The following is an 18,692-nucleotide window of genomic DNA, read 5'->3' on the forward strand; positions in this document are numbered from 1 at the left end:
TTCCATGACAGACAATCAGACTTCAGGTCCGAGTGCCAACCAGACGGGTGTCGTACCCGATGAACGGGTGGGTTGGGTCAAGAATCCACTGATTACGCAGATCGGATTATCGAAAGTAGTCCTTGACCCCGACTATCTGGAAATCCGGTATTACCTGACTTACATAAATCCGAGCAACGAAGACGTTAAGTGGACGGGTATGCCAACTCCGAACGGACCTGCCACCCGTTTGTATTCCGAGGGCAAGGAGATTCTGCCCGCGCCACCGCAGAACACCGATGTCGTCCCGTATGTGGCCGCCCCTCGGGATGAGGAGATCATGCTCTATGTCAACGTAGTGAAGGCAAAAGAGCGCTGGACCTCCGATGGACCAGGCGAGTTCGTCATCATGAACAGCCAGTTCCTTCCGGGCACCCATATCTACGAGATCGTGTACTGGCACACCCAACTGGACTGGATCGACGTCCGCAAGGTTCTTGACGGCACCGATGCACGGGGCAAAGGCCGGATGAGATATCCGATCACCGACAACGCACCGTCGAACCGCCTGTATTTCAAGGTCTACGCGCCGACCGATGAAGAGGCGAGAAAGGGGCTGCGTGTCCAGTACCTCGGGGAAGTGGATGCCCGCAGCCAGCTTCTTCCCGCCATGCCATACGCGCGCCCCGGAGACTACGCACTGGCAACAGGCTACTGGTCAGCGACGGGTGCAAGCATCCAGCGCCTCGGCGGCTATCACGAAGTCTTCGTCAAGGAAGGCGACTCGCTGCCGAATCTGCCTGGCGACGTGGGCGTTGATCCTTTCAGCTTCAGGTGGAAGTACATAGGCGAAAGCAGTCAGGCCACGGTGAGATAACGTCGGGTCGGCATTAACAGCCGGGCATTGGCGAATGCCGGGACATTGATTTTTTTAGAGAGCGCGAACGATGAGGCTTGACTATCGGGTGATGAGGAGTGTGCGGTCAGATGTTCTGACGGGAGGGCTGGCTGCGGCATTCGCGTGCTTCGCCTGTTCATCGTCGCAAGCCACCCCGTTACCGACCCAAACGACGGTCAGTTCCATGACGGACGATCAGACCTCAACTCAGAGCGCTAACCAGACGGACGTTGTGCCCGATGAACGGGTGGGTTGGGTCAAGAATCCGCTGATTACGCAGATCAGGTTATCGAAAGTGCTCTTTGGCCATGACTATCTGGAAATCCGGTATCGCACCACCTACATAAATCCGGGCGAAGGAGAGGTCAAGACAACAGGCAGGCCCACTCCGAATGGTCCCGTCATGAGACTTTATTCCGAGGGCAAGGAGATTCTGCCGGCACCACCAGAGAACAATGATGTTGTACCGTATGTGGCCGCTCCGAGGGATGAAGACATAGCGCGTTCTACTTATTTTATGAAACCCCATGAGATTTGGGATGGAGAAGTGGCGGACGAGTTCGTCATCCTGAACAGCCAGTTCCTTCCGGGCACCCACACCTACGAGATCGTGTACTGGCAGACGCAATTGGACTGGATCGATGTCCGCAAGGTTCTTGACGGCACCGACGCGCGGGGCAAAGGCCGGATGAGGTATCCGATCACCGATAACGCACCGTCGAACCGCCTGTATTTCAAGGTCTACGCGCCGACCGATGAAGAGGCGAGAAGGGGGTTGCATGTCCAGTACCTCGGGGAAGTGGATGCCCGTACCCAGCTTCTCCCAGCCATGCCATACGCGCGCCCTGGAGATTACGCACTGGCAACAGGCTACTGGTCCGCGACTGGCGCAAGCATCCAGCATCTCGGCGGCTATCACGAAGTCTTTGTCAAGGAAGGCTACTCGCTGCCGAATCTGCCTGGCGACATGGGCGTCGATCCTTTCAGCTTCAGGTGGAAGTACATGGGCGAACACAGTCAGGCCACGGTGAGATAACGTCGGGTCGGCATTAACAGCCGGGCATTGGCGAATGCCGGGACATTGCATTTTTTATCGAGAGCGCGAAGGATGAGGCCTGACCATTGGGTGATGAGGAGTGTGCGGTCCGCTGTTCTGACGGGAGGACTGGTCGCGGCGTTCGCATACTTCGCCTCTTCATCGTCGCAAGCCGCCCCGTTACCGACCCAAACGACGGTCAGTTCCATGACGGACGATCAGACCTCAACTCAGAGCGCTAACCAGACGGACGTTGTGCCCGATGAACGGGTGGGTTGGGTCAAGAATCCGCTGATTACCCAGATCAGGCTTCATGACGTGATCTCCCGGCCTAACAGCATGAAGATCAGGTACTACCTCGCTTACATAAATCCGAGCAACGAAGACGTTAAGTGGACGGGTATGCCAACTCCGAACGGACCTGCCACCCGTTTGTATTCCGAGGGCAAGGAGATTCTGCCCGCGCCACCGCAGAACACCGATGTCGTCCCGTATGTGGCCGCCCCTCGGGATGAGGAGATCATGCTCTATGTCAACGTAGTGAAGGCAAAGGAGCGCTGGACCTCCGATGGACCAGGCGAGTTCGTCATCATGAACAGTCAGTTCCTTCCGGGCACCCATATCTACGAGATCGTGTACTGGCAGACGCAACTGGACTGGATCGATGTCCGCAAGGTTCTTGACGGAACCGATGCACGAGGCAAAGGCCGGATGAGATATCCGATCACCGACAACGCACCGTCGAACCGTCTGTATTTCAAGGTCTACGCGCCGACCGATGAAGAGGCGAGAAGGGGAATGCATGTCCAGTACCTCGGGGAAGTGGATGCCCGTACCCAGCTTCTCCCAGCCATGCCATACGCCCGCCCCGGAGACTACGCCCTCGCAACAGGCTACTGGTCTGCGACGGGCGCAAGCATCCAGCGCCTCGGCGGCTATCACGAAGTCTTCGCCAACGAAGGCGACTCGCTGCCGAATCTGCCTGGCGACGTGGGCGTTGATCCTTTCAGCTTCAGATGGAAATACATAGGCGAACACCAACAGGCCAACGCGCAATAACGCAGCTTACTTATCCTGGATCCGAGGTACTTTCATGCGTCCTGTTGTTCTCGTAGGGCATCGCCATTCCTGTCCGCTGCATGGGATAGGCACTGTGACGACCGGTTCCGATGGTGTGACGGTCAACGGCCGTCCGGTTGCCCGCGTCGGCGATATGACAAGTTGCGGCGCGACTATCGTGAGTGGCTCGTCAACGACGTTCGGCGGCAAGGCGGTTGCCCGTATGGGTGACGCCACCAGTCATGGCGGCACGTTGATCGAGGGCGACGACGGTTGGCTGCTCGACTAACCGCTACCGGAAGCGCCCCTTAGCCGCACCATGCCACGGCGACGTGGCATGTTTGGGACCGGCACCTTGAAACGATCCCTTTCCCGAGTGATCGGAAAGTCGGACGCTGCTCGACATAGCGCCTTGTGACTGAGCGCCGGAACATGCACTGGCTTTGCCAACTGGACGCGCGTTTGTCCAGCCCTCAGATCACTGCATCTTGCCGGGTTTGTACTTCACGTCGTCGCGCATCTCGCTGCGGATGCAGCCCGACAACCCAAACAACCCAAACAAACAAACCCTCAAGCAACCACCTCACCCAAAGCCACTCCCCCCAGCGCATTCCGAATCGCATCCGCCAACTCAGCAGCGGCGAACTTGGCCACATACCCATTAGCCCCGGCATTCTTCACATGCGCCTCATTCGCCGCCCCAGTCAGAGAAGAATGAATAATGACCGGAATATCACGAGTACGTTCATCCGCCTTGATCTGCCGGGTCAGCATGAACCCGTCCATCTCAGGCATCTCGAGATCGGTCAGAACGAGCGCGATACTATCCTTCACCCGCGTCCCATTGGACTGAGCTTCCCGCGCAGCCTGCTGCAAAGTATTCCAGGCTTCTTCCCCGGTCTTGGTCATCACAAAGTCGGCGCCAATAGCACTCAAAGCCTGCTCGATCAGCTTGCGGGCGAAGCCGGAATCATCGGCGGCAAGAATTTTCGCGCCGTGCCGAATGCCCAGCGCCGCTCCCACGGAAGCAGGGTCGACACTCGGATGCTGTGACGGAAACACATCACGCAGCACCTGTTCCACATCGATCACCTGAGCGAGCCGCGAGTCGCCCGTATTGCCGTCGATCCGCGCGATACTCGTCACGAGATTGCCACCTGCCGCGCCCTCGGCGGACAACACCTGGTTCCACTCCAGCCGCACGATATCGTCGACTTCCTCGACCGCGAACGCCTGCGTCGAGCGCGCGAATTCCGTCACCAGCAGGATGTTCAGACCGCGCGTGGGCTCGCAGCCCATCAGTCGCGGCAGGTCGATCACAGGGATGATCTGCCCGCGAATATCCACCGCGCCCATTACGAACGGCGACGAACCGGCGATCGGCGTGACCGCCGGCATCGTCGAGATCTCACGCACCTTGAAGACGTTGATGCCGTACAGCTCGTGCGCGTCGCTGCCGGGCACGGAGCCCAGCCGGTACAGCAACAGCTCGAATTTGTTGGAACTCGTCAGGTTGCTGCGTTCATCGCTCGCGCGGTTTTCTACGGCCATTGAATCTCTCCAGAATTGCGGTGCGTGTGGTGCGCCATGCAATCGTCGCATTCGATTCTGGCGCGTGCCCTACCTTTCAGTTATCGGCGCGAGCGGCAGAAAGTTCAACGATTCCACGCTCTTTTCCTCGCATGCTCTGGTTAACACGCAGTCGTAGCGTGAGGCATCAAGCCGCGCGAACAGGGCGGCCGCAATGTGGAAGCATGGGTGCATTCATCTGAAGGTTACCTGCGGTTACAGAAACGACAGCGTCGTATCACATGGTCCAAAGCGCGCCTCCTAGAATGCACAGCGATTAAAGCGTGGCGCAGTCAGGGGCTTGCAAGCTGGTTGCAAGGTATCCGCGCAGTGAGCACGGTCCCCGAGGCGCACACGCGTTGCCGTCGTTTCGCTTCCACCTCAAGGAGAACGTATGATCCGCTTGCCTCTCGCCACCCTCGCCAGTGCCTGTGCGGCTGGTCTGTTCGTCGCCGCCACCGCGGCCAGCGCGCAAACCGCTCCTGCGGCGCCCGCTGCGGACGCCGGCCGTTTGCATGCCGCCGACCAGACATTCATCGCGGACGGCACCAAAGCCGTCGCGACGCAACGCGACGCCGCGCGCCTCGCCACCTCGCGCTCGACGGACCGCGACGTCAAGGCTTTCGCCGAACGCGTTTCGACCGATAACGCGAAAATCTCCGACGCGCTGCGCGCGGCGAGCCCGCGCGGTGTCGACGTGCCGAAAAACGATCCCGACGCGGCCGTGATCGCGAGCATCAACAACCTGCGTGGCGCCGACTTCGACAAGGCCTATATCGAACAGGTCGCGCTCGCCGGCGAACAGAAAGCACTGTCGGCATTCCAGGCGGAAATCGCTTCGGGCCGCGACGAGCAGTTGAAGGATGCGGCAAAGAAGGCGTTGCCGACTATCCAGGAGCATTACGCGATGGCGCAGGATCTCGCTAAGCGCAAGCATCTATCCAGCACGGCGCAATAAGCAGCAAGCAGCAAGCAGCAAGCAGTAGACAGCAAGCGCTTCGACACGCGTCACGCCGCGGCGTGACGCGTGTCAGATCAAATGCGCAGTTTTCGGCGATAATCGGCTTCGCTCTTTCGGGTCCGCCGCGCGCATGATTTCGCACCACACGCACTCCGAAAGCTCCCTTATCTTCACGCGCATTCGATCGAAGCTGTCCGCATGAGCAAGCCTGTCAATCTGCCGCAACGGCTGGACCCTATGCTTCGGCAAGCCGTCGCGCTTCAGCAGAACGGCGCATTTGCCGAGGCCGAGGAACTCTATCGCGAGATTCTCGACCTCAAGCCCCGTCATTTCGACGCGCTGCAATTGCTGGGCGCGCTGGCGTTGCAAGCGGGCCGCTTGCAGGAAGGCGTCGAATTACTCAGAAAGGCGCTTGCCGTCAACGCGAAACAGGCGCCGATCCATTCGAATCTCGCCTATGCATTGAACGCGTTGCAGCGTTTCGACGAAGCACTCGCGAGTGCGGAACGCGCACTGGCCTTGCAGCCCAAATTTCCCGGCGCACTGAACAATCGCGGCAACGCGCAAGCCGGCCTGAACCGGCCGCTCGACGCGCTCGCCAGTTTCGATCGCGCGATTGCGCTGACGCCGGATTTTGCGCAAGCCTGGAACAACCGCGCCTGCGTGCTGCGCGACCTCGGCCGTCCCGCCGATGCGCTCGCCAGTTGTGATCACGCGCTCGCGTTGCAGCCGGCTTATCCCGACGCGTGGAGCAATCGCGGCAACGCATTCAGCGACCTGAACCAGCCGGAAGAAGCGGAACGCAGCTACCGTCGCGCGCTCGAATTGGCCCCGGCATTTGCTGACGCCTGGAACAACCTCGGCCTCGCGCAGATCGATCTCAATCAGCACGCGCAAGCGCTCTCGAGTTACGAGCGCGCACTCGCCGCGAATCCCGCGGCGGCTGAGACGCATTGGAACGAGTCGCTGTGTCTGTTGCAAATGGGGCGCCTCGAAGCTGGCTGGCAGAAATACGAGTGGCGCTGGGAGCGCAGCCGGATCAAGGCAAGCCGGCGCGTGTTTGCACAGCCTCTTTGGCTGGGGGATTTTTCGATCGGGGGCAAGACGATTCTGTTGCACGCGGAGCAGGGCCTCGGCGACACGCTGCAGTTTTGCCGTTATGCCGCGCTGGTGTCGAAGCTCGGTGCGAAGGTCGTGCTCGAAGTGCCGCCCGAATTGATGCGCCTCATGTCCACGCTCGACGGCGTGGACCAGTTGATCGAAGCCGGCGAGGCGCTGCCGCCGTTCGATTGTCACTGTCCGTTGCTGAGTCTGCCGCTGGCATTCAAAACAGACCTCGATAGCATTCCTTCGGCCACGCCGTATCTCTACGCGCACGCCGAAGCGGCTCGCCAATGGCGCGACCGGATTCACGCGCAAGCAGACACGCACCTGAAAGTCGGACTCGTGTGGGCAGGCGGAAACCGGCCGCATGTCGCGGAACTTCGCAAGAACGATGCGCGCCGTTCGATCGCCTTCGAGCGGCTCGCGCCCATTCTCGACGTGCCCAACGTGCAGTTCTTCAGCCTGCAGAAAGGACCGGCTGCACAGCAGTTGAAAAGCGGCGAGTGGGGTGGCCGCATTGTCGATTACACGGAAGAACTGGACGATTTCGCCGACACCGCGGCCCTGGTGGCGAACCTCGATCTGGTGATTTCCGTGGACACATCCACGGCTCATCTGGCCGGCGCGCTCGACCGGCCGGTGTGGATTCTGAACCGCTTCGACACCTGCTGGCGCTGGATGCTGGAGCGCACCGATACGCCGTGGTATCCGGGCGCGAGGCTGTTCAGGCAGCCTGCGCTGGGCGATTGGGATAGTGTGATGCAGGCCGCGCGTGATGCGCTGGCTGCGTTGAGCGCATCGGCTGCGAACGTCACCCATTCCGGATAAAGATAGCGCTCCCGCTCCGGCGAATTTACGCGGACGCGCGTAGACTGAACGTCCGTTTATCGACGGTTCAGCCACGGAGATACATCAATGGAATACAGACATCTGGGTGCATCCGGTTTCAAGGTGCCGGTACTGAGTTTCGGCACGGGCACGTTCGGCGGCAAAGGCGAGTTCTTCCAGGCGTGGGGCGCGACCGACGTCGCCGAGGCGCGTCGTCTGATCGACATCTGCTTCGATGCGGGCGTCACCATGTTCGACAGCGCGGACATCTATTCGAGCGGCGCGTCCGAGTCGGTGCTCGGTGAAGCGCTCAAGGGCAAGCGCGACAAGGCGATCATCTCGACCAAGGCAACCTTCCGTTTCGACGACGGGCCGAACAGCGTCGGCTCGTCGCGCTTCCATCTGATTCAGGCGGTGGACGCGGCGCTCAAGCGCTTGCAAACCGATTACATCGACCTGTTCCAGTTGCACGGTTTCGACGCCAGAACGCCGGTCGCCGAAGTGCTGTCGACGCTCGACGATCTGGTGCGCGCCGGCAAGATCCGCTATACCGGCGTGTCGAATTTCTCCGGCTGGCATCTGATGAAATCGCAGGACGTGGCGGACCGCTACGGCTATCCGCGCTACGTCGCGAATCAGACTTACTACTCGCTGGTTGGCCGCGATTACGAGTGGGAGTTGATGCCGCTCGGCATCGATCAGGGCGTGGGCGCGGTGGTGTGGAGTCCGCTCGGCTGGGGGCGTCTCACCGGCAAGATCAAGCGCGGTCAGCCGTTGCCCGATTCGAGCCGCTTGCATAAAACCGCCGACATGGGGCCGCCTGTGCCGGACGAGTATCTGTTCCGCGTGCTGGATGCGATCGACGAGATCGCGGCCGAAACCGGCAAGACCGTGCCGCAGATCGCGCTGAACTGGCTGCTGCAGCGGCCTACCGTCTCGACGGTGCTGATCGGCGCGCGCAACGAGGAACAGTTGCGCCAGAACCTCGGCGCGGTGGGCTGGAATCTGACGCCCGAGCAGGTGGCCAAACTCGACGCGGCGAGCGCAGTGCGTCCCGCTTATCCGTACTGGCATCAGGAAGGATTCGCGGAGCGCAACCCGAAGGCGGTGTGAGCGAGCGCCTGCGTTCGTAGACACGCTGCATGACACGCGCTCCGGTTCGACCTTATTTCGCGAGTTCGGCCGGGGCAGCGAACAGTTCGCTGTAATAGCGGCGGCCGGCGTCGAGATGCGGGCCGAACGCAAAACCTTGCGCGAGCATGGCATCGAAATCCGCGCGTTCGATTTTCATCACGTAGCTGTGTTCGGTGGTGACGAGGCGGCACGAGGTGCCGGTCGCCACCGCCGCGCTGAACCACTTGCCCGCGCTCGCGTGGCCCGACGCAAACACAACTTGTCCGGTTTCGATCTGCCAGCCGCCGTCCAGCAGAATCCAGATGGACTGATCACGAGCCGTGGTCGCGTCGTTCGTGCATTGCGCGACGACGGCGCTGGCTTGCGCTTCCCATTCATGCGAGTGGGCGATCACCCATCGCAGTTGATCGGTCGTGAGGCGGGTAAAGAACGGCGTGTGTTTCAGCAAATGAAGGTAAGTGACCGAGGGTTTCATGGTCGTGCTCCTCGTCGTGACTGAGGCGTCGGACGGTTGAGGTTGAGGTTCGCATGCGCCCGTCAGAACCGGCAGCAGGATGGCGCATGCGATCAGCGTGGCTGCTTTCATGGCGGTATGTCGCGCCGCCGTGCTTAACGCCGGACCCGTGCTTCGAGTAAGTCGGCCATGCCGATTCGCCGCGCGAAGTCGATCCGCACACGCTCCGACACTTCGAGCACTTCACGCGCGCCGTCGCCGACAAAGTCGATCACTGAACGCATCGGCCGCTCGCCTGAAGGCAGCCCGACGATCCGCACGATTTCGTCGGCCACGGCTTGCGGATCGGCGTTCTCGGGCGTCAGTCCGGACAGGCGCTCGCCGATCTGATCCGTCACGCCGTCATAGCGTGCGTAGGCCGCGGCGCGCTCGGTGTCGGCGGGTTTGCCGGCGCTCGGAAAGTGCGCTGTGCCGCGAGTGAACGCGCCAGGCACGACGATCGAGGTTTCGATGCCGAAGCGCGCGATCTCATAGGCCAGCGAAACCGCCAGCGAATCCATCGCGGCCTTCGCGGCGCCGTACGGACCGAGGAACGGCGGAAAGCCACCCTTGGTCGTCGTGCTGCTGATCCATAACATCAAGCCGGCTTCCTGTTCGCGCAGAAAGGGCAGCACTGCGCGGTTCACGCGCTGCGCGCCGAACAGGTTGGTGTCGAACACCTTGACCATTTCCTCGGGCGTGAATGCTTCGCTGGGGCCGACCACCAGATGCCCGGCATTCTGCATCACCACGTCGAGGCGTCCCTGTTCACGGACGATCGTCGCGGCCGCCGCATCCGCCGACGCTTGCGACAGCACGTCGAGTTCGAGCGGATGCAGCTGGATGCCTTTGGCTTTTGCGAGCGCACGCATTTCGTCGGCGCGCGGCTTGTTGCGTCCTTCTACGTCGCGCATCGTCGCGTAGACAATGTGGCCGGCTTCGGCGAGCGACTGCGCGGTCAGTTTGCCGATGCCCGTGCCGGCGCCCGTCACGAGGATGACGTTCTTCTGCATGTTCTTCTCCGATTCGATGAAAGTGAGGCGGCCTTCAAAGGCCGCCCAGCGAGATGCGCATCGGAGCATCCCGCTCGTCACTCACGTCACTCACGTCACTCACGTCACTCACGTCACTCACCTCAGGCGAGGCCGCCGTTGGCACGCAGAATCTGACCGTTGACCCAGCCCGCGTCCGGACCGGCGAGGAACGCCACCACGGATGCGATATCGTCCGGCTGGCCGAGACGTTGCAGCGGCGGCATCTTGGCGAAGGTCTGGATCTGTTCTTCAGTCTTGCCGTCGAGGAACAGCGACGTCGCGATCGGACCCGGCGCCACGGCGTTGACGGTGATGTTGCGGCCGCGCAGTTCCTTGGCGAATACATGCGTAAAGGCTTCGACGGCAGCCTTGGTCGCGTTGTAGATCGCGTAGCCCGGCATGTTCAGCGCCAGCGTGGTGCTCGAAAAGTTGACGATGCGTCCGCCGTCGTTCATGCGCGCGGCTGCTTCGCGCAAGGTGTTGAAGGTGCCGCGTACGTTGATGTCGAAGGTCTGGTCGTACAGCGCGTCGCTGGTGTCGGCGAGCGGCGTGGTCTTGAGCACGCCGGCGTTGTTGACGAGCACGTCCACTTTGCCGAGCTGCTGTTCGGTGATCTCGAACAGGCGGCGCACGTCGCCGGCGTTCGACACGTCGGCCTTCACCGCGACGGCTTTGGCGCCGGCCGCCGTGAGTTTCGCGACGAGCGCATCGGCTTCGGTCGAACTGGATGCGTAGTTGATCGCGACGGCGAAGCCGTCGTTGGCGAGGCGTTGCGCGACCGCTGCGCCAATGCCGCGGGATGCGCCGGTGACGATAGCGACTTGCTGGCTGATTGAGGCGTTCATGATCCGTTTCCTTGTGTGTGTGGTGAGTGGATGAGTCGAATCATGGACGCTTTCCGTGCATAGATAATCGGGTTAGACTGGCCATCATCATTCCATTTGCTTTAATAATCGGCGTACAAACCGCCAGAACGGACACCAACGGACACACCCGCATGGATCGTTTCGAAGAAATGCGCGTTTTCGTGCGGATCGCCGAACGGCAAAGCTTCACGCGCGCTTCGGACGATCTGCAGATTCCGCGCGCCACCGTCACCAACCTGATGAAGCGCATGGAGCAGCGGCTCGGCGCGCGGCTGCTGGAACGCACCACGCGCACGGTGCGGCTTACGCATGACGGCGAGGCATACTACCGCCGCTGCGTGCGGCTGATCGCCGATATGGAGGAGGCCGAGGGCTCGTTCTCGAATCTCGCGCCCAAAGGCCTGTTGCGGGTCAATTTGCAGGGCACGCTGGCGCGGCACTTCGTGGTGCCGGCGCTGCCGGCGTTTCTCGCGCGCTTTCCAGAGATCGAGCTGACCATCGGCGAAGATGACCGGCTCGTCGATCTGGTGCGGGAGGGCGTGGATTGCGTGCTGCGGGCAGGCAACCTGCAGGATTCGTCGATGGTGGGGCGCCGCGTCGCGCAACTTCCGCAAGTCACCGTGGCAAGTCCGGCGTATCTCGCGGCCTATGGCGAGCCGGCCGATCCTTCGGCGCTGTCCACCCACCGCGCGGTCAATTACGTATCGAGTGCCACGGGCAAGGCCGTGCCGCTCGAATTTAACGTGGCGGGCCGCGAGGTGGCGATGGTGCTGCCGTCGGCGGTGTCGGTGACCGGTACCGAACTCTATACGGGCTCGGCGCTTTCGGGGCTAGGCATCGTGCAGGTGCCGCAATACCGGGTGGCCGCCGAACTGGCGGCGGGGCGGCTGAAAATCATTCTCGCGGACTTTCCGCCGCCGCCAATGCCGGTATCCGTGCTGTATCCGCAGAACCGGCAGTTGTCGTCGCGGGTACGGGTGTTTGCGCAGTGGCTGGGCGATATTTTTGCCACGGCCGCAACATGATGTCTTCTATTCCTTGACCGGATACGGCTGCGAGCCGGCGGCGGCGGTCAGGGCGCAGGTTGAGCCGGACACACCGGGCCGCGCGCGATCGTGCGGTGCGGAGAAGTCCTGAACCGGGCCGAGCGGCACGATGCCGGTCGGATTGATGCTGCGGTGACTCTCGTAGTAATGCCGCTTGATGTGCGTGAAATCGACCGTCTGTGCAATGCCGGGCAACTGGTAGATGTCGCGCGTGTAGGCGGACAGATTCGGATAGTCGGCGATGCGGCGCAGATTGCATTTGAAATGGCCGACATAGACGGCGTCGAAACGGATCAGCGTCGTGAACAGCCGGATATCGGCTTCCGTGAGGTGCGCGCCGGTCAGATAGCGTTGCGTCGCGAGTTTCGCGTCGAGCCAGTCGAGCGTTTCGAAGAGCGGCGTGACGGCTTCTTCATACGCTTGCTGCGTGGTGGCGAAGCCCGCTTGATAAACGCCGTTGTTCAGCGTGTCGTAGACGCGGGCGTTGATCGTGTCGATTTGCGCGCGCAACGGCGCCGGATAAAAATCGCCGGGCTTCGCGCCAATGCCGTCGAACGCCGAATTCAGCATGCGAATGATTTCCGACGATTCGTTGCTGACGATCGTGGCGCGCTGCTTGTCCCACAGGATCGGCACGGTGACGCGGCCGCTGTAGTGAGGGTCGGCGGCGGTGTAGACCTGGTGCAGCAGCGCCGCGTGATTGACGGTGTCGGGCACGACGCCGGGGCCGTCCGCGAAAGTCCAGCCGTTTTCCAGCATCAGCCAGTGCACGACCGAGACGTCGATCATTGCGTCGAGGCCTTTGAGCGCCCGCACGATCAAGGTGCGATGCGCCCACGGGCAGGCGAGGCTTACATACAGGTGGTAGCGTCCGGCTTGCGCTTCGAAGCCGCCGGCGCCGCTCGGACCCGGCGAGCCGTCCGCCGTCACCCAGTTGCGGAATGCCGCGTCGTTGCGCACGAAACGGCCGCCGGTCGACTTCGTGTCGTACCAGCGGTCCTGCCATTGTCCGTCCACTAAAAGTCCCATGTCGCTGCTCCTTACGTGTGCGCTATCGTGCCACGGCGCGCGCAATGAACGTTCCAGAGAACGTTCGGTCCGGTTTCAGGTACTTCATGCGTGGCTCGTGCGGCGTTTTCGAAAGCCGACCGCAATTGCGCTTAGCCGAAACGCCGCCGCCCTATCGCCATAGTGGACTGGCATTGTCGCTTTGCCGTACCATCTTTGCGTCGAACTCGTTCGAAGGAATGGAACATGTTGTCGGAAGACGAACTGGCTCTGCTCGACGCGATCCGTGAGACCGGCAGCCTGTCGCGCGCGGCGGCGCGCCTCGGCAAGGCGCCCTCCACGGTATCGCATGCCGCCCGGCAACTGGAGACGCGCTTCGACGCGCTGCTGTTCGACCGGCGCCGCTACCGCCTGCAACTCACGCCCGCCGGCCAGCTTCTCGCCGATGAAGCCGCGCGTCTGATGCTCGACATGTCGCGCATGACGCAACGCGTGAAGCAGATCGCGAGCGGGTGGGAAGACCGCCTCTGGATAGTCACGGATGAAATCCTCGAGTTCGAATTGATGATGCCGGTGGTGCGCGCGTTCGACGCACTTGGCTCGGGCGTGAAACTGCGCTTCACCCACGAAGTATTGAGCGGCACCTGGGAGGCGCTGCGCGACGGCCGCGCCGATCTGATCGTGGGCGCGACCAACGAGCCGCCGGCGATTCCCGGCCTGCGCTGGTTCGAGCTCGGCGTGATGGAGTGGGTGTTCGCGGTGTCGCCGCGCCATCCGCTGGCGGCCGTCGAGGGGCCGCTCGGCCGCGAGCGGATTCTCGAACATCGCGCGGTGGTGGTGGCAGATTCGTCGCGTACGACGGCGGGGCGTGCTTACGGTCTGATCGGCGGACAGGCGTCGCTGGCCGTGCCGTCCATGCGCGCGAAAATCCTGGCGCAACGCGACGGCCTGGGCGTGGGGTGGTTGCCGCGTCAGCGTGTCGCGACGCTGTTGAAGCAGGGCGAACTGATCGAGAAGGCGACCGCCGACCCGCGTGAGCCGAATGTGCTGTACGTTGCGTGGCGCGGCGATCATGAAGGGCGCGCGTTGCAATGGTGGCTCGAACAGCTGCGGCAGCCGCGGCTTGCGAAACGCCTCGTGCGCGGCGTGGATATGACGGTCGGCGGGTGAGCCTTGCAGTGGCCGTTGGCGAGTGAGCGGTTTTTTATGCGGGTAGCGCGGCTTCTCGTGGGATCATACGCGCCGTGCTGGGCGATTCTGCTTTCCGCACGGCATGGAACGAGAGGAGCAAGGCGATGATCGATGGACTGGTGGGCGGGCGGTTGTACGGCGAGGCGCAGATTCGCACGGGGCAGAACGGCAGGCGTTTCGTGACCTGCAAGGTGCGCGCGGCGACCAACGACGGCGACACGATTTTCGTCAACGTGATTGCCTTCGACGACGGCGTGCAGGCCGCGCTGCTCGCATTGAGCGACGCGGACAGCGTTGCGCTCAGCGGAACCTTGACGCCCAAGGTCTGGACCGACAAGAACGGGCTCGTCAAGCCGGCCGTGGATATGATCGCCCACAAGCTGCTGACGGCTTACGAAGGCCGCCGCGAAGCAGACGAGTGAGGCGTGCCTCGCGGCCCGCCGCCGGCATCCCTGAGATAGTCGACGAAGCGGTCCGCAACCGGCTCGGCGTCGCCGCTTCTGCGCAACAGGAGCACTTGCGACATCAGCGTCTCGCCCGTTAGCGGCAGGAAGCAGACGCGCGGATCCTGCACCTGGCGCAACGTGTACGGCACGAGCGCCACCCCCATGCCGAAGCCGACCATCGTCACCACGGTCTGCCACAAGCGCGCTTCATGGCGAATCAACGGACTGAATCCCGCGCCCACGCACTGCGCAATGATCAGGTCGTGATAATGCGGCGACACGGTGCGCGGAAAGAGAATGAACGGTTCCTGCGCCAACGCCTGTAAATCGACCTTGCGTTTGCGCGCGAGCGGATGCGCGGCGGGCAGACAGCACAAAAACGGCTCGGAAAAGATCGGCGCGGAAATGACGTCGGACGGGAAATTGCCCCAGTGCGCGCAGCCCATGTCGATCTGCATCCGCTGGATTGCGTGGACCTGCTCGCTGGTATTCATCTCCTTCAGCACGATTTCCACGCCGGGGTAATCGGCCTCGAAGCGCTTCACCGCCTGCGGCATGCCGCGGTACAACATGGAATTCACGAAGCCGATCCGCAGGCGGCCGGCAAGGCCATGCGCCGAGCGAACGGTCATGCGTTCCGCTTCGCTCGCCTGCAGGAGCAGGCGGCGTGCTTCGCCGAGCAGCACCTGGCCCGCGTTGGTCAGCGATACGGTCTTGTTGGTGCGCGCGAGCAACTGCACGCCGAGTTGTTCCTCGAACTTGCGAATGTCGAAACTGAGGGCGGGTTGCGAAATGAACAGCCGCTTGGCCGCGCGGCCGAAATGCAGCTCCTCGGCAACCGCCACGAAATAGCGCAACTGCTTCAGGTCCACGGCTGTCTCCAGGTTTCTTGTCGATAAGCTGCGTCTATCGTACCGGATATAAGTTGTATTAGACGATTATCGACGCGGCTTTTATGCTCCTTTCACTTGCACTACGTGCAGGGACCAGAGTAATGCGCCAAAGCGCGAACTCTGGCGATAAAGGAGACACGCATGAGCGACATCACCGCGCAGCCGGCACACGGCTCGTCCAACATTCCCGACAGCCGGGGCATCAACTTCTTCACCAGCGATCCCGACTTCGAGCGTCTGCTCAAGCTGCATCTCGGCGAGGCGCTGTTTCACGAACTCGAAGGCCAGCTCGTTTCGCTGGGCCAGCGCGCGTCCGACGAACTCGATATCTGGGCCGCGTCCGCCGACAGGAATCCGCCGCAATTGCGCCATCGCACGCGGCGCGGCGAAGCGCTGCAAAGTATCGACAAGCACCCCGATTACGTCGCGCTGGAACGCGTGGCTTACGCGGAGCTGGGACTTGCCGCGCTGAGTCACGAGACCCGTGACGGCAAACAGTCGCCGCCGCCGCTCGTCAAATACGCGCTGACGTTCCTGTTCGTGCAGGCGGAATTCGGCCTGTGCTGTCCCGTCAGCATGACCGATTCGCTCACGCGCACGCTGCGCAAATTCGGCGCGCCGGAACTGGTCGCGCGTTTTCTGCCGAGGCTCGCCTCGCGCGATTTCGACACACTGTTTCAGGGCGCGATGTTCATGACGGAACAGGCGGCGGGCTCGGACGTCGCGCGCATTGCGACGCGTGCGTCGCTCGAGACCGAAGCGGATGGGCAAACGTGGCGCCTGTACGGCGACAAATGGTTCTGCTCGAATGCCGACGCCGATCTCGCGATGGTGCTCGCGCGCCCGGACACGGCGCCGCCCGGCATCAACGGACTCGGCCTGTTCCTGCTGCCGAAGACGCTGCCGGACGGCTCGCGCAATAGCTACCGGATCGTGCGTCTGAAGGACAAGCTCGGCAGCCGCTCGATGGCGAGCGGCGAGATCGTGCTGGAAGGCGCGGTGGCGTATCTGATCGGCGAGGTAGGGCGCGGTTTTCATCAGATGGCGGACATGATCAACATGTCGCGGCTGTCGAACGGCGTGCGCGCCGCGGGTTTGATGCGCCGCGCGCTGACGGAGGCGCTGCATATTGCCCGCAATCGCGAAGCGTTCGGCCGCAAGCTGATCGATATGCCGTTGATGCAGCGTCAGTTGCTCAAGATGATGCTGCCCGCCGAACAGGCGCGCTCGATGTTCATGCGCATCGCGCTGCTGTTGCAGCAGGCCGACGCGGGCGACCGCCAGGCCGCGAAATGCGTGCGCATTCTCACGCCGCTGATCAAGTTCCGCGCCTGCCGCGACGCGCGCCGCGTAACCGGCGACGCAATGGAAGTGCGCGGCGGCACCGGCTATATCGAAGAATGGAGCGACGCGCGTCTCGTGCGTGATGCGCATCTCGGCTCGATCTGGGAAGGCACCAGCAACATCGTCGCGCTCGATATCGCGCGGGCGGCGAAACGCGACGGCGCACTCGAACCGTTGCGCGCTTATCTGCAGGATCTGCTCGGCGCGGCGGGATTGCCGCCGGCCAGTCTCGCGTTGCTGCGCTCGACGCTCGCGCGTGCGTGCGATGCGCTGGCCGGCGTGGCGGATTCCGGTCGCGACGAATGGGTCCGGCAAGCGGGCACCGCGTTGTATCACGCAACGACAGCCGTGCTGATGGCCTGCGAAGGCGTGCGTCTTGCGCCGGACTACCGGCGCCTCGCGCTCGCGCATCTGGTGGTGCGGCACAAGCTGTTGCCGTCCGATCCGCTGGCGTTGCAGCCGGAGCAGGACGAAAGCGAGGTGATCGACGCGCTGGTCAAAGGCCGCAGCGTCACGCTCGTGCAGGCGTTGCAACTGTTGCCGCGCGGGGGCGCGCAATGACGGCACCCGTGAATGCCGGCACACAAGGCGCGCTGCAAGGCATCAAGGTGATCGACCTGAGCCGCGTGCTCGGCGGCCCGTACTGCACCCAGGCGCTCGCCGATCACGGCGCGCAGGTGATCAAGCTCGAACCGCCGGACGGCGACGAAACACGCGGCTGGGGGCCGCCGTTCTATGGCGACACCGCATGGTATTTCGCCGGCGTGAACCGCAACAAGCAGGGCATCGCGGTCGATCTTTCACGCGACGAAGGCCGCGCGATTCTCTGGAAGCTGCTCGAAGACGCCGACGTGCTGGTCGAAAACTTCAAACCCGGCACGCTGGCGCGCTGGGGCATGGACTACGAGCGCGATTTGCGCGAGCGTTTCCCGAAGCTGATTCATTGCGCCGTGTCGGGGTTCGGTCCCGATGGCCCGCTCGGCGGCCTGCCTGGCTACGATGCCGCGATTCAGGCAATGACCGGCCTGATGAGCGTGAACGGCGAGCGCGACGGCCCCGCCATGCGCGTCGGCTTGCCGGTGGTCGACATGGTCACCGGCCTGAATGCGTTCGCCGGCGTTCTGCTCGCGCTCGCCGAGCGCGCGAAGAGCGGCCGTGGCCAGTCGATCGATATCGCGCTGTACGACTGCGGCGTTTCACTGCTGCATCCGCATCTGCCGAACTATTTCGGCTCGGGCCGCACGCCGCAGCGCAGCGGCAACGCGCATCCCAACATCACGCCATACGACAGCTATCGCACCGCGAGCGCGCCGATCTTTCTCGCGGTGGGCAACGACCGGCAGTTCGCGAAGCTCTGCGCGCATCTCGGCGCGCCCGAACTCGCCGACGATCCGCGTTATGTCGACAACCGCAGCCGCTGCGCGCATCGCGAGCCGCTCAAGGCCGCGCTGGAAAGCCTGCTCGCCGCGCACGACTGCGAACCGCTCGCGCACGCGCTGATCAACGCGGGCGTGCCGTGCGGACCGGTGCAAACCGTGGACGTGGTGGCGCGGCATCCGCACACCTTGCATCGCGGCATGGTGGTCGAGATGGGCGAGTATCGCGGCACCGCGTCGCCGATCAAGCTGTCGCGCACGCCGGCCACGTATCGCAGCGCGCCGCCGTCGCTCGGTGCCGACACGCGCGACGTGCTCGACGCATTGGGTATCGACGCCGCCACCCAGCGGCGTCTGTTCGAAGCGGGCGTGCTGAAAGCGGGCGCACCTGAAGCATAAGCGCAGCAGTTCCCGGTGACGGCACGAA

At 62.9% G+C, this 18,692-nt stretch carries 19 protein-coding genes; 12 read left to right on the forward strand and 7 right to left on the reverse strand.

Annotated elements, in window-relative coordinates:
* Nucleotides 1-4: 4 nt before the first annotated feature.
* Both BXE_RS07040 and BXE_RS07045 read left to right on the forward strand, forming a co-directional pair.
* A complete protein-coding gene (locus BXE_RS07040; protein WP_038456529.1) occupies nt 5-856 on the forward strand; it encodes a hypothetical protein in 852 nt (283 codons plus the stop codon).
* A gap of 205 nt (nt 857-1,061) precedes the next feature.
* Nucleotides 1,062-1,913, forward strand: a complete 852-nt coding sequence (locus tag BXE_RS07045) for a hypothetical protein (protein WP_038456527.1) — start codon at nt 1,062-1,064, stop codon at nt 1,911-1,913.
* Here the strand turns inward: BXE_RS07045 and BXE_RS47120 are convergent.
* Entirely contained in the window at nt 1,895-2,122 is a 228-nt protein-coding gene (locus BXE_RS47120) for a hypothetical protein (protein WP_233518808.1), read from the reverse strand. The genes BXE_RS07045 and BXE_RS47120 overlap by 19 nt on opposite strands.
* Here BXE_RS47120 and BXE_RS07050 point away from each other — a divergent pair.
* Nucleotides 2,121-2,972, forward strand: a complete 852-nt coding sequence (locus tag BXE_RS07050) for a hypothetical protein (protein WP_233518807.1) — start codon at nt 2,121-2,123, stop codon at nt 2,970-2,972. The two genes, BXE_RS47120 and BXE_RS07050, sit on opposite strands and share 2 nt — an antisense overlap.
* 34 nt (nt 2,973-3,006) lie before the next feature.
* Entirely contained in the window at nt 3,007-3,261 is a 255-nt protein-coding gene (locus BXE_RS07055) for a PAAR domain-containing protein (RefSeq protein ID WP_011487674.1), read from the forward strand.
* 281 nt (nt 3,262-3,542) lie between these two features.
* On the opposite strand, the gene BXE_RS07060 is transcribed toward BXE_RS07055, so the two are convergent.
* A complete protein-coding gene (locus BXE_RS07060; protein ID WP_011487675.1) occupies nt 3,543-4,523 on the reverse strand; it encodes a chemotaxis protein in 981 nt (326 codons plus the stop codon).
* A 412-nt stretch (nt 4,524-4,935) separates the two neighbouring features.
* Here BXE_RS07060 and BXE_RS07065 point away from each other — a divergent pair, with 412 nt between their 5' ends.
* The 3 genes from BXE_RS07065 to BXE_RS07075 all read left to right on the forward strand — a co-directional run bounded on the left by BXE_RS07065 (nt 4,936) and on the right by BXE_RS07075 (nt 8,547).
* Nucleotides 4,936-5,499, forward strand: coding sequence for a DUF4142 domain-containing protein (locus BXE_RS07065; protein WP_011487676.1), 564 nt, complete (start codon nt 4,936-4,938; stop codon nt 5,497-5,499).
* Nucleotides 5,500-5,700: 201 nt separating this feature from the next.
* Nucleotides 5,701-7,434 (forward strand): tetratricopeptide repeat protein, encoded by a 1,734-nt coding sequence (locus BXE_RS07070; protein WP_011487677.1) that lies wholly within the window; start codon nt 5,701-5,703, stop codon nt 7,432-7,434.
* A gap of 87 nt (nt 7,435-7,521) precedes the next feature.
* A complete protein-coding gene (locus BXE_RS07075; RefSeq protein WP_011487678.1) occupies nt 7,522-8,547 on the forward strand; it encodes an aldo/keto reductase in 1,026 nt (341 codons plus the stop codon).
* Between the two features lie 52 nt (nt 8,548-8,599).
* Here the strand turns inward: BXE_RS07075 and BXE_RS07080 are convergent, their stop codons facing one another.
* The 3 genes from BXE_RS07080 to BXE_RS07090 form a co-directional block, all read right to left on the reverse strand.
* On the reverse strand, nt 8,600-9,043 hold the full coding sequence (locus tag BXE_RS07080; protein ID WP_233518805.1) for a hypothetical protein: 444 nt from the start codon (nt 9,041-9,043) through the stop codon (nt 8,600-8,602).
* A 134-nt stretch (nt 9,044-9,177) separates the two neighbouring features.
* Entirely contained in the window at nt 9,178-10,074 is an 897-nt protein-coding gene (locus BXE_RS07085; RefSeq protein ID WP_038458120.1) for an SDR family oxidoreductase, read from the reverse strand.
* Between the two features lie 122 nt (nt 10,075-10,196).
* A complete protein-coding gene (locus BXE_RS07090) occupies nt 10,197-10,940 on the reverse strand; it encodes an SDR family oxidoreductase (RefSeq protein ID WP_011487681.1) in 744 nt (247 codons plus the stop codon).
* A 152-nt stretch (nt 10,941-11,092) separates the two neighbouring features.
* On the opposite strand from BXE_RS07090, the gene BXE_RS07095 reads away from it, so the two are divergent.
* Nucleotides 11,093-11,986: a LysR family transcriptional regulator gene (locus BXE_RS07095; RefSeq protein WP_011487682.1), complete on the forward strand. Its 894-nt coding sequence runs from the start codon at nt 11,093-11,095 to the stop codon at nt 11,984-11,986.
* A gap of 6 nt (nt 11,987-11,992) precedes the next feature.
* Here the strand turns inward: BXE_RS07095 and BXE_RS07100 are convergent, their stop codons facing one another.
* Nucleotides 11,993-13,036, reverse strand: coding sequence for a glutathione S-transferase family protein (locus BXE_RS07100; protein ID WP_011487683.1), 1,044 nt, complete (start codon nt 13,034-13,036; stop codon nt 11,993-11,995).
* A gap of 225 nt (nt 13,037-13,261) precedes the next feature.
* On the opposite strand from BXE_RS07100, the gene BXE_RS07105 reads away from it, so the two are divergent.
* Nucleotides 13,262-14,185 (forward strand): LysR family transcriptional regulator, encoded by a 924-nt coding sequence (locus BXE_RS07105; RefSeq protein ID WP_011487684.1) that lies wholly within the window; start codon nt 13,262-13,264, stop codon nt 14,183-14,185.
* A gap of 125 nt (nt 14,186-14,310) precedes the next feature.
* Nucleotides 14,311-14,628 carry a single-stranded DNA-binding protein gene (locus BXE_RS07110; protein WP_011487685.1) on the forward strand — a complete coding sequence of 106 codons (318 nt, stop codon included), beginning with the start codon at nt 14,311-14,313 and terminating at the stop codon, nt 14,626-14,628.
* On the opposite strand, the gene BXE_RS07115 is transcribed toward BXE_RS07110, so the two are convergent.
* Nucleotides 14,598-15,524, reverse strand: coding sequence for a LysR family transcriptional regulator (locus BXE_RS07115; RefSeq protein WP_011487686.1), 927 nt, complete (start codon nt 15,522-15,524; stop codon nt 14,598-14,600). The genes BXE_RS07110 and BXE_RS07115 overlap by 31 nt on opposite strands.
* A gap of 162 nt (nt 15,525-15,686) precedes the next feature.
* Here BXE_RS07115 and BXE_RS07120 point away from each other — a divergent pair, with 162 nt between their 5' ends.
* On the forward strand, nt 15,687-17,450 hold the full coding sequence (locus BXE_RS07120) for an acyl-CoA dehydrogenase family protein (protein ID WP_011487687.1): 1,764 nt from the start codon (nt 15,687-15,689) through the stop codon (nt 17,448-17,450).
* Nucleotides 17,447-18,664 (forward strand): CaiB/BaiF CoA transferase family protein, encoded by a 1,218-nt coding sequence (locus BXE_RS07125; protein ID WP_011487688.1) that lies wholly within the window; start codon nt 17,447-17,449, stop codon nt 18,662-18,664. The genes BXE_RS07120 and BXE_RS07125 overlap by 4 nt, the downstream gene beginning before the upstream one ends.
* The last annotated feature ends 28 nt before the right edge of the window (nt 18,665-18,692 follow it).

It is taken from the genome of Paraburkholderia xenovorans LB400 (assembly GCF_000013645.1).
In the GTDB taxonomy this organism is placed as follows: domain Bacteria; phylum Pseudomonadota; class Gammaproteobacteria; order Burkholderiales; family Burkholderiaceae; genus Paraburkholderia; species Paraburkholderia xenovorans.

Excerpts from the sequence above, each read along its gene's own strand:
- BXE_RS47120 (WP_233518808.1), bottom strand. The coding sequence starts at position 2,122 with ATGGAACTGACCGTCGTTTGGGTCGGTAACGGGGCGGCTTGCGACGAT.
- BXE_RS07045 (WP_038456527.1), top strand. The coding sequence starts at position 1,062 with ATGACGGACGATCAGACCTCAACTCAGAGCGCTAACCAGACGGACGTT.
- BXE_RS07080 (WP_233518805.1), bottom strand. The coding sequence starts at position 9,043 with ATGAAACCCTCGGTCACTTACCTTCATTTGCTGAAACACACGCCGTTC.
- BXE_RS07060 (WP_011487675.1), bottom strand. The coding sequence starts at position 4,523 with ATGGCCGTAGAAAACCGCGCGAGCGATGAACGCAGCAACCTGACGAGT.
- BXE_RS07040 (WP_038456529.1), top strand. The coding sequence starts at position 5 with ATGACAGACAATCAGACTTCAGGTCCGAGTGCCAACCAGACGGGTGTC.
- BXE_RS07100 (WP_011487683.1), bottom strand. The coding sequence starts at position 13,036 with ATGGGACTTTTAGTGGACGGACAATGGCAGGACCGCTGGTACGACACG.
- BXE_RS07120 (WP_011487687.1), top strand. The coding sequence starts at position 15,687 with ATGAGCGACATCACCGCGCAGCCGGCACACGGCTCGTCCAACATTCCC.
- BXE_RS07065 (WP_011487676.1), top strand. The coding sequence starts at position 4,936 with ATGATCCGCTTGCCTCTCGCCACCCTCGCCAGTGCCTGTGCGGCTGGT.
- BXE_RS07085 (WP_038458120.1), bottom strand. The coding sequence starts at position 10,074 with ATGCAGAAGAACGTCATCCTCGTGACGGGCGCCGGCACGGGCATCGGC.
- BXE_RS07125 (WP_011487688.1), top strand. The coding sequence starts at position 17,447 with ATGACGGCACCCGTGAATGCCGGCACACAAGGCGCGCTGCAAGGCATC.
- BXE_RS07075 (WP_011487678.1), top strand. The coding sequence starts at position 7,522 with ATGGAATACAGACATCTGGGTGCATCCGGTTTCAAGGTGCCGGTACTG.
- BXE_RS07050 (WP_233518807.1), top strand. The coding sequence starts at position 2,121 with ATGACGGACGATCAGACCTCAACTCAGAGCGCTAACCAGACGGACGTT.
- BXE_RS07055 (WP_011487674.1), top strand. The coding sequence starts at position 3,007 with ATGCGTCCTGTTGTTCTCGTAGGGCATCGCCATTCCTGTCCGCTGCAT.
- BXE_RS07105 (WP_011487684.1), top strand. The coding sequence starts at position 13,262 with ATGTTGTCGGAAGACGAACTGGCTCTGCTCGACGCGATCCGTGAGACC.
- BXE_RS07110 (WP_011487685.1), top strand. The coding sequence starts at position 14,311 with ATGATCGATGGACTGGTGGGCGGGCGGTTGTACGGCGAGGCGCAGATT.
- BXE_RS07095 (WP_011487682.1), top strand. The coding sequence starts at position 11,093 with ATGGATCGTTTCGAAGAAATGCGCGTTTTCGTGCGGATCGCCGAACGG.
- BXE_RS07070 (WP_011487677.1), top strand. The coding sequence starts at position 5,701 with ATGAGCAAGCCTGTCAATCTGCCGCAACGGCTGGACCCTATGCTTCGG.
- BXE_RS07090 (WP_011487681.1), bottom strand. The coding sequence starts at position 10,940 with ATGAACGCCTCAATCAGCCAGCAAGTCGCTATCGTCACCGGCGCATCC.